At 68.6% G+C, this 11,226-nt stretch carries 11 protein-coding genes and 2 pseudogenes; 7 read left to right on the forward strand and 6 right to left on the reverse strand.

Annotated elements, in window-relative coordinates; all coding sequences use genetic code 11:
• The first annotated feature begins 28 nt into the window (after positions 1-28).
• Entirely contained in the window at positions 29-766 is a 738-nt protein-coding gene (locus GQF42_RS34055) for a flavodoxin family protein (RefSeq protein ID WP_158926393.1), read from the forward strand.
• Positions 767-1,391: 625 nt separating this feature from the next.
• Positions 1,392-1,649 (forward strand): annotated as a pseudogene (locus tag GQF42_RS34060) (ATP-binding protein); the annotation flags it as partial.
• Between the two features lie 859 nt (positions 1,650-2,508).
• On the opposite strand, the gene GQF42_RS34065 reads toward GQF42_RS34060, so the two are convergent.
• The 3 genes and pseudogenes from GQF42_RS34065 to GQF42_RS34075 all read right to left on the reverse strand — a co-directional run bounded on the left by GQF42_RS34065 (position 2,509) and on the right by GQF42_RS34075 (position 4,371).
• Entirely contained in the window at positions 2,509-3,303 is a 795-nt protein-coding gene (locus GQF42_RS34065; RefSeq protein ID WP_158926395.1) for an ABC transporter permease, read from the reverse strand.
• A pseudogene (locus tag GQF42_RS34070) lies at positions 3,290-3,949 on the reverse strand (ABC transporter ATP-binding protein). Before GQF42_RS34070 ends, GQF42_RS34065 begins: the two are co-directional and overlap by 14 nt.
• 11 nt (positions 3,950-3,960) lie before the next feature.
• Positions 3,961-4,371 carry a hypothetical protein gene (locus GQF42_RS34075; RefSeq protein WP_233273545.1) on the reverse strand — a complete coding sequence of 137 codons (411 nt, stop codon included), beginning with the start codon at positions 4,369-4,371 and terminating at the stop codon, positions 3,961-3,963.
• Between the two features lie 801 nt (positions 4,372-5,172).
• On the opposite strand from GQF42_RS34075, the gene GQF42_RS34080 reads away from it, so the two are divergent.
• From GQF42_RS34080 to GQF42_RS34090, 3 genes are all read left to right on the forward strand, one after another.
• Positions 5,173-6,240, forward strand: a complete 1,068-nt coding sequence (locus GQF42_RS34080) for a PP2C family protein-serine/threonine phosphatase (protein ID WP_233273816.1) — start codon at positions 5,173-5,175, stop codon at positions 6,238-6,240.
• Between the two features lie 54 nt (positions 6,241-6,294).
• Entirely contained in the window at positions 6,295-6,831 is a 537-nt protein-coding gene (locus tag GQF42_RS34085; RefSeq protein ID WP_158926399.1) for a MarR family winged helix-turn-helix transcriptional regulator, read from the forward strand.
• Positions 6,832-7,012: 181 nt separating this feature from the next.
• On the forward strand, positions 7,013-7,684 hold the full coding sequence (locus GQF42_RS34090) for a hypothetical protein (RefSeq protein WP_158926401.1): 672 nt from the start codon (positions 7,013-7,015) through the stop codon (positions 7,682-7,684).
• Between the two features lie 98 nt (positions 7,685-7,782).
• On the opposite strand, the gene GQF42_RS34095 is transcribed toward GQF42_RS34090, so the two are convergent.
• The 3 genes from GQF42_RS34095 to GQF42_RS34105 all read right to left on the reverse strand — a co-directional run bounded on the left by GQF42_RS34095 (position 7,783) and on the right by GQF42_RS34105 (position 10,035).
• Positions 7,783-8,001, reverse strand: a complete 219-nt coding sequence (locus tag GQF42_RS34095) for a hypothetical protein (RefSeq protein WP_233273546.1) — start codon at positions 7,999-8,001, stop codon at positions 7,783-7,785.
• 5 nt (positions 8,002-8,006) lie between these two features.
• Positions 8,007-8,252: a hypothetical protein gene (locus GQF42_RS34100; RefSeq protein ID WP_158926403.1), complete on the reverse strand. Its 246-nt coding sequence runs from the start codon at positions 8,250-8,252 to the stop codon at positions 8,007-8,009.
• 103 nt (positions 8,253-8,355) lie between these two features.
• Positions 8,356-10,035 carry a chloride channel protein gene (locus tag GQF42_RS34105; protein ID WP_199272892.1) on the reverse strand — a complete coding sequence of 560 codons (1,680 nt, stop codon included), beginning with the start codon at positions 10,033-10,035 and terminating at the stop codon, positions 8,356-8,358.
• Positions 10,036-10,387: 352 nt separating this feature from the next.
• Between GQF42_RS34105 and GQF42_RS46210 the strand changes: the two genes are divergently transcribed.
• Together GQF42_RS46210 and GQF42_RS34115 are read left to right on the forward strand one after the other, a co-directional pair.
• Positions 10,388-10,696: an NAD(P)-binding protein gene (locus tag GQF42_RS46210; RefSeq protein ID WP_233273547.1), complete on the forward strand. Its 309-nt coding sequence runs from the start codon at positions 10,388-10,390 to the stop codon at positions 10,694-10,696.
• Complete coding sequence (locus GQF42_RS34115; protein ID WP_233273548.1) at positions 10,675-11,160, forward strand: transposase; 486 nt, start codon at positions 10,675-10,677, stop codon at positions 11,158-11,160. The genes GQF42_RS46210 and GQF42_RS34115 overlap by 22 nt, the downstream gene beginning before the upstream one ends.
• Positions 11,161-11,226: the final 66 nt, after the last annotated feature.

An 11,226-nucleotide genomic window follows, 5' to 3' on the forward strand; every position in this document is an offset into this window, starting at 1 on the left:
AGCGGCGGCGGAACTCCGGGAGGACCGTGTGACCCCTTCGTCGCCCGACACCGACGCACCGCCGGCCCGGTACGACGACCTGCGTGCGCTGGTGATCAACTGCACCCTCAAACGCTCACCGGAGAAGAGCAACACCCAGGGACTGATCGACCGCAGCACCGCCATCATGGACGCGCAGGGCGTGCACGTGGACGTCGTACGGGCGGTGGACCACGACATCGCGACCGGTGTGTGGCCCGACATGCGGGAGCACGGCTGGGAGACGGACGCCTGGCCGGACCTCTACCGGCGGGTCCTGGAGGCCGACATCCTGGTACTGGCCGGACCCATCTGGCTGGGCGACAACAGTTCCGTGACGAAGCAGGTGATCGAACGCCTCTACGCCTGCTCCAGCCTGCTCAACGAGGCCGGGCAGTACGCCTATTACGGCCGTGTCGGGGGCTGTCTGATCACCGGCAACGAGGACGGCGTCAAGCACTGCGCCATGAACGTCCTCTACAGCCTCCAGCACCTGGGCTACACCATCCCGCCCCAGGCGGACGCCGGATGGATCGGCGAGGCGGGCCCCGGCCCCTCGTACCTCGACCCCGGCTCGGGCGGCCCGGAGAACGACTTCACCAACCGCAACACCACCTTCATGACCTGGAACCTGCTGCACCTGGCCCGGGCTCTGAAGGACCTGGGCGGCATCCCCGCCTACGGCAACCAGCGCACCGCCTGGGACGCCGGCTGCCGCCGCGACTACGAGAACCCCGAACACCGGTGACGTGATGCCGGGGAAACCGGCGGGCGGCCGTCGGTTTCGGCCCCGCCCATCGGGTCCCAGCGTCGGGCACCGGGCCCGAAGCGTGCCCGGGAGTGGCCCAAGCGTGTGCGGACCGGTGGGACGGCTGCGGTGGTGTGGGCGACCGTCCATGGCCGAGGGCGGTGCACCGCTTCCGGCTGCTGCCCCGCTCCCGGGGCCGTGCCGGCCGGAGTTCTGGCGCAGTCCGATCCGCGGGCTCGGGCTGACCGCGGTGTTCGGCTGATGCTCCTCGACCGGCTGCCGACAGAGAATGGCTGGCAGCCGGTTCTGCTGATCGACGTCAATATCAGCATCGGAGGAGATCCGCGTAGCATGCTGCACCGCTGTCGCGGGCTCATCACCCCGACCGGGCGGCTTGTGTCGTCAAGGCTGATGCCATGACATCGCAGAACGGCGCACGGCTCGTCCGAAGGACCTTCAGGGCCGTAGTGGACCACCCTTTCCCCTGTGCGCGGCTACTGGCCAGTGGACGAGCGGGCAGCGGCGTTGCGTCGTCCGGCTAACCGCAGATCATTTTGGGCTCTTGATCGGGCTGCCCATGCCGAAAGGATCGAACTCCCGCGCCTGATTGCCGCGATGTAGGTCCGCTGAACTGGTGACCAACGCGATCCGCCATGCGACCGGGCCGGTCTGCCTGCGCCTTATCCGGGACCGCGGCCTGATCTGCGAAGTCTCCGGTGCCAGCAGCATCTCGCCCCGCCTGCGTCACGCGCGGGCCACCGACGAGGGAGGACCGGGCCTGCTGATCGTGGCCCACATGGCCCGCCGCTGGGGCACGCGGTACACGAAGACCGGCAAGATCATCTGGACGGAGCAGGTCATTGCGGCTGACGCGATCGGCTAGCCCGGCGGGCGGATCCGCCATCGCCCGCGCAACGTGGATCTGATGGCTCTGGCAGGCGGGGCAGCGGGGCGACTGCCTGCCGTCAAGGTGGTAGACGGGAGCGATCCTGTCACGCTCGTCCACGATCATGTCGATGTCGTACGTGCCGTCCCAGCCATGTCTGCAGTCGAGACAGAGAAATGAGCAAGGGATGCAACGGGCGTGCTCCGCGTTCATGGCTGACCTTCTGAAACATGGCACTGTGCTCAGCCGCAGTGGTGTGGGAACGGTGTCTCCCGCCGGCCTCGGCGCGGAACCGCCCACACTCGTCCAAGAGTGCCGCATCCGGGACCGGATGGTCGCTGGTGCTCAGGCAGGACAACGCATCCAGGGGCTCGGCCGGCAGGTGTCCGTGTGCTCTCCATTCTTTGCACTGCGCAAAGCTCGGGTCAAGGAGCTACGTAAATTACCCGCATGTGGCAGCGATGCGGGCGCAGGCCGAGTGAGGGGCGGCCCGGCCGCCAGGGGCACCCGTCCGGACCGGCCGTCGGCCGGGTCGGCACCCCTGAGTGTCATGGCGTGGCCCGCATGGGCTGTCATGTCGGCCACGGTCTGTGCGGCGTGGTCGACGGGGAGGGCTCGTACGGGATCGTTGTGTGCCTGTCATAGGAGTCAGACGTACTGACCCGGTGCCGTACGAGAGATAGCCGGCCAGTGCCACCGTATGGCTCGAGCGATCGGCCGGAGCACCGGTCGTCGTGCCCTGTCTCAGGGAGAACCGCAGGTGCAGCCCTGCCTCACCGGCCAGGAGAGTGAGCAGGATGCCGGGCAGGGAGCGCTCACGTCCGGGCCATGAGCATTGCCCTGGTCGAGTGTGTTGTCACCTGCCTGTGCGCTTGCGGGTCCGGATTCGGAAGATGACCAGCCCTGCCGTGCTGAACGCGGCGGTCCCCCCGAGTCCCAGTGCGAGGTGTCCCCACAGGGTCGTGTGGCCGAACGCCCCGCCGACGGCGAACTGCATGGGGCCGAAGGACGGAAACCATTGCAGGACGGGCTTGTTGGCGAGCGGGTTGCCAAGTGGGTTCTGCAGGAATGTGTCCATCAGCCCGCCCATGATGATGAGGAAGAAGCCGTCCAGGTCTCGTTTGACCAGGACGCCGAGGAGGAGACCGAAGGCGCCGTAGGTGAGGGCGATGATCGCGAATCCTGCGAGTACGGCGAACCAACCGGCCCCCGTAGGCCGCCAGAAGAACAGGATGGCGAGTGCGGTGTAGAGGGCGATCGCGGTGGCGACCACCGTGACGGCGAGGGTCTTGGCGCCGATGAGGGTGGACTGCCGGTAACCGGCGAAGACGAGCCGCCGGTCGAAGGCGAGGGCCTTGCGTACGGCGTCGAAGACGACGAATCCGGTGATCATCGTGACGGAGTTGAGTCCCGCCGAGATCAGGGTGAGGTGGCCGCCGTCGATGCGCAGGACCTGCCCGGTCGCGTACAGCTTGAAGTCGAGTGCCTCGCCCGAGGCCATGGCGTTCATCACCAGGTACCAGACGGGCACGAAGACCAGGAGCAGAAGTCCCGCGAGCCGGTTGCGGGTCTGGTCGCGTACGGAGATGCGCAGAGCTGTGGGGAACGCGCTGTAGACGGATCGGGTCGGTGAGGTCTCAGGCGCCGGCATGGTTGTCCTCCCGGGAGGATGCGCGGGGGGTGAGGCGGCCGTCGTTGAGGTCGGCGAGCACGTCGAACCGGTCCTGCTCGAAGACGAGGTGGGTGATGATCACGACGGCCCGGTCCCGGGCGCGCAGGTCGTCGACCAGGTCTCAGAACCGCAGGTACGTCTCCCAGTCGAAGCCTTGGTACGGCTCGTCCAGGAGGAGGACGTCCGGGTCGTGCAGCAGGGCGAGGGTGAGGTTGAGTTTCTGTCGGGTGCCGCCGGACAGCTGTCCGGCGGTCGACCGTGCGTATCGCTCGTAGCCGAGGAGGCGGACGAGTTCGTGGCCGCGGTCCAGATCGGGCAGGCGGTGGGCGGCGGCGAAGTAGCGCAGGTGCTGCTCGACGGTGAGTGCCGTGTTCAGGACCGGTTCCTGCGGGCAGTAGCCGAGAGTGCCGGGCACTGCGAGCTCGCCGCGGTCCAGGGGGAGGACACCGGCCAGTATCTTCAGCAGGGTCGATTTGCCGGCGCCGTTCTCGCCGACGACGGCGACGAGTTGCCCGGGTCCTACCGTGAGTTCGGCACCGCGCAGGACAGGGTGCTTGCCGTAGGACTTGTGGACGTCGGTGGCCCGAAGGACGGGCGCTGGAGCGGGTGTTGATCCGGGCGCCATGCGCGGTCTCCCTATGGGGTGTCTCCTTGTGGTGGGGGTGGTGCCGCGTTCAGTCCGCCCGCGTAGATGCTGAGCATCCCCGGCGCCCACCGGGTCGTGCCCTCGGCCGACAAAGGGTCTGTACCGAGGACTTCGGTGAGACGGTCGCGCAACAGGAACAGCGCCAGGTCGTTGGCGAGGAACAGGGCGGCGCGCACAGCCGGATCGTTTCCCGGAGCAGCCAGCCCAGCCGTGGCCAGCCCGTCCAGCGCGGCCCTGCTCAGGTCGTACATCCGCCGGAAGAGCAGCCGTCCGGCATCCGTCTCGGACAACAGGAGCCGGCGCAGATACGTCGGCAGGGGATCTCGCTGCTCGCCGTGATCGATCCCGATTCGTCGAGTGCGTGCCTGGCGGGGGCCTGTCGGCGGCCGGCGTCGCTCCATCGCGATGACGCTTCACTCCATGGCGCCGTGCAACCTCCGACGGCCGACTAGGCCCCCCATGCAAGTCTTGCATGATGCAAAAAGTGGCGCCAGTGTCTCGGCTGTGGGCGTGTAAGGCGGCAAGGCGGGTTTGCCGTGCCCGTCATGCCAGCGGGGAATCGGTGCCGGTGTCCAGTCGAACGAAGGGTATGGCTCTGCCTGCCTGGACTCGACCTCGCCGCCGTCCGACGACAACTCCAGGAGCGCACAGGCTGCGCGTGGTTCGGGAATGCCGGGGGCGCGGTGCAGCATGATGTCGGCGCCTTCGTTCGGCGTGAGCAAGTGTGCCGTAACGGCGTCGGGTTGGTTGCCGACCCGGACGACCGGCTTCGGCTGAGCGTGCAGATTGCGGTACCAGGCTGCCCTTGGTCGAAAGCCGAAGGCGACGGTCCAACTGCAGGGCCGTCGGCTCATGCTCCCTCAGGACCACCCCACGGGCCGGTCCGGTGGCGCGGCCCCGCGTGCTGCAGCAGAAGGCGCCTGCCGGAGAATCATCCCAGTATCGCGCGGAAGACGGCGATCGGCAGCCGTGCGCCAAAGCGCAGCCAGCTGAAGGGGGGTTGAGGCCGGTTGGGAGCGGTCTGTCGGCGGGGCATCTTCGCCTTCCGGAGAGTAGGGCGTGTCGATTCTCCGCCTCCGTTGGGTAAAGGGCCGGGGGGTGCAAGCCGCTTTCCTGCGTGAACCTTTGCAGTCTAAAGGCGGGGAGGTGACTGTGTCAGATGTGATCGGCGGCTCCCGTGCTCTGCTGTGCCGTTGGAGGACGTGGTGACCGTGCACAAACTGACATCGGGTTCCGTGATGCTGTCCTGGCTGCCGGTGGCGGCGATGGCCGTGGTGGCCGCGGCGGACGTCGTTGCCGGGCCAGGGGTGGGGTTTTTGCCGTTGGTCTCGCTCGGGCCGGCTTTCTCCGGGCTGGTCGGCGGGTGGCGTCGTACGGCGCTGATCGGCGCGGTGGCCCTATTGGTGTGTGTGGGGCTCGGTCTGTACGACGGGCTGTTCGAGGAGCGCCGAGGGTTCACGGCGATGGCGTCGGTCGCCGGGGTCACCGCGGCGGGCATCGCGGCGGCCGTGATGCGCTTGCGTCGGGAGGCCGAGCTGGCCAGCGTCCGGTCGGTCGCGGAGGTGGCTCAGCGGGTGCTCCTGCGGCCGGTGCCGCGGACAGCGGGCCCGCTCCAGGCGGCGGTGTCGTACACATCGGCCGTGGCGGAGGCTCGCATCGGAGGCGACCTGTACGAGGTGGTGGCCTCGCCGCACGGGATCCGCGCGATCGTGGGGATGTGCAGGGCAAGGGGCTGGCTGCGGTGGAGACGGCCGCCGTCGTGCTCGGCGCTTTCCGGGAGGCAGCCCACGACGAGCCGGACCTGGTCAGGCTGGGGGAGGGGGGAGCGGAGCGTGGCCCGTGAGCTGGAGGGAGAGAAGTTCGTGACCGCGGTCCTCGCTGAGTTCGGATCGGAGTACGAGGCGGTCTTCCTCAACTACGGGCATCCGGCCCCGTTGGTTGTCCGTGAAAGCGGCAGCGTCGATTTTGCACAGCCGCCGTCCTTCGCCCTGCCGCTGGGTCTGGGCGCGCATGGCGGTGAGGGGCCGCGGCCCTATCGGGTGGTCTTCGCGCCCGGTGATCAGTTGCTGTTGTACACGGACGGTGTCACTGAAGCCCGGGACCCGGGCGGCTCCTTCTATCCGCTCGGTGACCGGGCGGGCCTGCTGAAGGAACCGGATGCGGATCGTGCCCTGGAGGCGCTGCGTGAGGACTTGGTCCGGCATGCCGCCGGGCCGCTCCATGACGATGCCGCGATGCTTTTGCTCCGCTATCACGACCATGCGGGATGAATGTCTGTTCGTATGAAGGGCAAGCGGGCGGCTTCGGCACGGTAGAAAGGATGTATGGCGGAGCAGCAGACCCCCAAGGGTGCCTTGGACGACGTAGATGCGGTTACCAGAGCGGTGCTGACCGCGTCGCGCCTGTTGGTTGCGGTCTCCGCCCGATCGTTGGCGGCGGTGGAGGAGAGGGTGACCGTCGCCCAGTTCCGGATGCTGGTGGTGCTGTCCACCAGGGGGACGACCAAGCTGGTCGAGCTCGCCGAGCTGCTCCAGGTGGCACCTTCCACCGCCATGCGTATGGTCGACCGGCTCATCGTCGCCGGGCTTGCCGACCGGCAGGCCAATCCCGTCAACCGTCGCGAGACCCTGCTGCGGCTGACTGAAGAGGGCCGGCGCACCGTCGAGGAAGTCACCGCCCGGCGGCGCGCCGAGATCGCTGCCATCGTCGAACGACTTCGCCCAATGGAACGGCTGGCGCTCGTGGAGGCGCTCAACGCCTTCAACGAGGCGGGAGGCGAGCCTCCGGCACCGGGAGCGGACGATCCGGAGCCGCACCCGCTCGGCTGGATCGTGGACGGAACGCTGGCGCACGACGCCTGACGGGGCGCGGTCGGCCGTGAACTACCTTCAGGGGCTCCCTATCTCTGCTTCCCCCACGTTTTGCATAATGCAAGCGAACTGGAGGAGCATCGGCGGTCGCCGATGGACAGGGACAAGAATGCGGGGTGCGGAACGCATGCGCCGAAGGCGTCGGTCCTCGTCCTCCGCTGAGTCACACCTCATGTCGCATGTGCGCACTACGGTGTGGGGGCCGGCCGAGTTTGTCGGGCTGCCGCCCGGATGGCTCGTCGCAGAAGGCGTCCTCGCGGGGGCCGTCGCCACCGCCGCAATCGTCGGAACGGCACTCTTCGGTGCATGGTCGGGCAGACCTTCGCTGGCCGACGGCGAAGCAGGGCTGGTGTGCGGGATCGCGCTGGCCCTCTATCTGGCGTCCGTGGGAGCCGGCCGCGTACTGGTCGGTATCACCGCCCTGCTCGGCGTGTGTCTCGCGCTTCAGGCGCCGCAGGCCGCCGCTGGTGTGGTGCTGGCTGAGCGCGGGCAGGTGCAGTCGGTGGTGGTGACATCGGTCGACGATGGCCAGGCGGCGAACGGTGGTCACGGCCGCTACCTCTGCTCGGTGATGGACCACGACGGCGTCCCGTTCAAGACTCGGATCTGGCGCGGCTGTGGCGAGGCGACACGGCCGGGAGATGCGCTGGCGATCATCTACGACCCCGAAGGGCGGGTGCCGCCGCGTGGCGTGGCCGGAGGTCCGGGACCGCTGCGGGATCTTGCCTCGTGGAGCATGGCCCTCATGGCCGCGAGCGTGACCGCTGTGGTGCGCTCCTACAGGCTTTCCAGTCCTCCCGACGTTGCCCAGGTCAGCGAACGGCGCCCCACGGGCCGCCGCTGATCAACCCTCGTCGGGATGGTGGACGGCGCGGGCGAGGCTGTGTTTTTCGGCATTTCCCGGGGCGGGTCGAGGGCTACCACGGGTGCCCCCGGTTTGCGTCATGCGGCCTTGGGTGGGCCAGCCTGGTAGAACCAGAGCGCGGCGGGACCCCAGTACAGAGCTGTGATCGGGTACACGAGGTGCATGATCCACATGCGCTGCCGGTATCCGCGCAGTGTCATGTTCCCCACGATGGCCAGGGCGCTCGCCCCTGCCACCGCGAGACTGGTCCAGCCGAGCGCCTCCAGCCAAGGCGGAGGCGGGTGGTGTGGCTCCACTGCCGTCACCTCTCGTGCAGCCGTGCCGACGCCACGCGCCCCGGTCGCATGATGCGGATCTTGCGGCCCTCACAATCGGGGCAGCGCGGCGACTGCAGCGGTGAAGGCACGAGCTTGCCGCCGAGGTGGTAGGCGGCAATGATCTGCCCGCGATCGTCCACCGTCACATCGATGTCGTACGCGCTTTCCCATCCGTGCCCGCAGTCGAGGCAGACGAACGAGTAGGCGCGCCGGACGCGCTTCGTGTCCACGGTTCACCTCCTGGAGCGGAATGCCCATCGAGGTCCCTGTATCCATTTTTGCACGATGCAAAAGAGTTCTCGGGCGTGGATCGCAACATCTGGGGAGGCGAGTTCAGGTGGTCGCGTGTACCGCGCGAAGTGCGCTCTGGTGGCTGAGCCATCCCACCGGCTTGCCCCGCTCGGAGTCCAGGACGGGTACCCCGGTTCCGGCGGCCGACAGCAGGGCGTGCAGGGCCTGGGCGAGGGGCTGCTCCGGCGTGACGGTCGTCGGTGGCGCGGCGAGTTGCTCGACGGTGTGCGGCGCGGCGTCCGGTTGTTCCGCGAGGGCCTCGGCCACTGCCTGTGCCGTGACGACGCCGACATACTCCCCGGTCTCGGCGACGACCGGGAGTGCGCCGTGGCCGGACAGGCTCAGGAGGTCGGCGGCGTCGGCGAGAGCTGTGGTCGCGGGCAGCGGGGAGGGCAGTGGTTCCATGACGGCACCGACGTGCTGGGTGCCGATGGCCGCTCCGGGGGCCGGGCCTTCCAGGTCGATGCCGCGGCGGCGCAGCTTCAGGGTGTAGATGGTGTCGCGGGACAGCAGGTGGCTGGTGGCGGTGGCCAGCACGATGGCCAGCATCAGGGGCAGGATGATCGAGTACTCGCCGGTTAGCTCGAAGAGGATGACCACGGCGGTGATCGGCGCCCGGGCCGCGCCGGCGAAGGTGGCACCCATGCCGATCACGGCATAGGCGCCTACCGCGCCGGCGGTGCCGGGCAGCAGGTGGTGGACGCCGATGCCGTACGCGGAGCCCAGCATGGCACCGATGAACAGGCTCGGCGCGAAGACGCCGCCCGAGCCGCCGATGCCGATGGTGAGGCTGGTCGCCAGCATCTTGCCGGCCAGCAGCAGGAGCAGGAAACCGACCGCGTAACCGCCCTCGGTCGCCTTCTCCAGGACCGGGTAGCCGACGCCGTACATCTCCGGGAGCGCCAGCAGCACCAGGCCGAGCAGCCCACCGCCGACTGCGGGGCGCAGCCACTCCGGGCCGCGCCAGAGCCAGTCGCAGGCGTCCTCGATCAGGTAGAGGAAGCGGGTGAAGCCCAGGCCGACGAGCGCGGCGACGATACCGAGCAGGGCGAAGAAGCCGTACTGGGCGAGGTGGTCGACGTGGAAGGCGGGCAGGGTCAGGAAGGCGACGTCACCGAAGGAGGCGCGGCCGATGACGCTCGAGGTGACGCTGGCCAGCACCGTCGCGCCGAACGCCTCCGCCGAGAAGGTGCCGAGGATCAGTTCCATGGCGAAGAAGACGCCGGCCAGGGGGGCGTTGAAGGTGGCCGCGATGCCGCCCGCCGCGCCGCAGGCGACCAGCAGCTTCGTGCGGCCCTCGGCCGCCTTCGTCACGCGGCCGAGGGTGGAACCGAGCGCGGAGCCGATCTGCACGATCGGGCCCTCGCGTCCGACCGAGCCGCCGGAGCCGATGCACAGGGCGGAGGCGAGCGTCTTGACGACGGCGACCTTCGGGCTGATCTTCCCGCCGCGCTGAGCGACGGCCAGCATGACCTCGGGCACGCCGTGCCCGCGGGCCTCCTTGGCGAAACGGTTGACCAGCGGGCCGTACAGCAGACCGCCGATCACCGGGACGAGCACCACGAAATACGGGCCCAGCCACGGCACGTGCGGATTGCTCGTGCCGGGGGAGGCGGAGTAGTCATTGTGCCCGGACAACAGGCGGGTGAAGGTCTTGATGCACCAGCGGAAGACGACCGAGCCGACGCCCGCACCAGCACCGACCACCACGGCCAATGCCATGACACCCCACGAGGCGTTCCGTAGTCCCGCGAGCCGTTGCGCGGGTTCGGCCCCGCTCGCTGCCGTGATGGGTCCTCGTGTTCTGTCCCTCGTCGCCGGTATGGCAGTCATTCATTTACCCCTTCCTACATTTGCATTATGCAAAACGAGTCAAGAGGGCGCTTTGTCTGTCCACCCATCGGGACCGGAGGGCCGCAGGGAACACGTCAGGGTCGGCGTCGCTGCCCAGCACGCGCAGGCCTTCGCGAACAGGATCGCTGCTCGTCTTGACGCGCTAAGCTTTGCATAGTGCAAAATGGGTGTCGGCCGGTAGCTCGCTGAACGTGCCTGAGCATGAAGGTGGTATGTGCCGATGAGGGTCGTCATCTGTGGGGCCGGTATCGCGGGACTCGCCCTGGCCGGCCGCCTGCACAACGTGCTCGGCTGGGAGGTCGTGGTCCTGGAGAAGGCGCCCCAGCCCCGCACCGAGGGCTACATGATCGACTTCTTCGGGCCCGGGAGGCGATCAACCAACTCAAGGCCGTCCTGGTCATCGCCGATCCCGCCCTGCGGGAACAGCTGTCCAGCCTGGGCAACCGCGAGCTGTTCCGCACCTGCGCACGCCTCGGCCCACCCGCCGGTGGGGGAGACGAGGACGCGGTGGCCCAGGCCACCCACCTGACCTTGCGCATGCTCGCCGAACGCATTGAGCAGCTCACCGGGCAGATCGATGAGCTGAACCAGCGCCTGACCCAACTCGTCGAAGCCCACGCCCCCCAGCTGCTCGTACCGGTGGGCATCGGCCCGGACAGCGCCGTCACTCTCCTGATCACCATGGGGGACAATCCCGAGCGGCTGAACACCGAGGCGTCCTTTGCTGCCCTTTGCGGAGTCAGCCCAGTCGAGTATTCGTCGGGCCGGCGGAGCACGCACCGGCTCAACCACGGCGGCGACCGCCGTGCGAACGCGGCCCTGCACCGCATCGTGTTCACCCGCCTGCGTCACGAGCCGCGCACCCAGGCGTACTACGAACGCCGCACCCAGGAGGGAAAGACCCGACGCGAGACCATCCGATACCTCAAGCGATATGCCGCCCGAGAGGTCTTCAACCTGGTCAGACCGGTTTCCCGCACCCCTGCGTTATAGGGGCGTCTGTGAGAGAGGGCGAAGCAGTGAAGCCCTTCCGGGAACCATCCCCCGACGGGGCTTCTG

This window comes from Streptomyces broussonetiae, assembly GCF_009796285.1.
Taxonomy (GTDB): Bacteria; Actinomycetota; Actinomycetes; order Streptomycetales; family Streptomycetaceae; genus Streptomyces; species Streptomyces broussonetiae.

Excerpts from the sequence above, each read along its gene's own strand:
- GQF42_RS34065 (WP_158926395.1), bottom strand. The coding sequence starts at position 3,303 with ATGCCGGCGCCTGAGACCTCACCGACCCGATCCGTCTACAGCGCGTTC.
- GQF42_RS34090 (WP_158926401.1), top strand. The coding sequence starts at position 7,013 with ATGTCGCATGTGCGCACTACGGTGTGGGGGCCGGCCGAGTTTGTCGGG.
- GQF42_RS34085 (WP_158926399.1), top strand. The coding sequence starts at position 6,295 with ATGGCGGAGCAGCAGACCCCCAAGGGTGCCTTGGACGACGTAGATGCG.
- GQF42_RS46210 (WP_233273547.1), top strand. The coding sequence starts at position 10,388 with ATGAGGGTCGTCATCTGTGGGGCCGGTATCGCGGGACTCGCCCTGGCC.
- GQF42_RS34105 (WP_199272892.1), bottom strand. The coding sequence starts at position 10,035 with ATGGCATTGGCCGTGGTGGTCGGTGCTGGTGCGGGCGTCGGCTCGGTC.
- GQF42_RS34075 (WP_233273545.1), bottom strand. The coding sequence starts at position 4,371 with ATGGAGCGACGCCGGCCGCCGACAGGCCCCCGCCAGGCACGCACTCGA.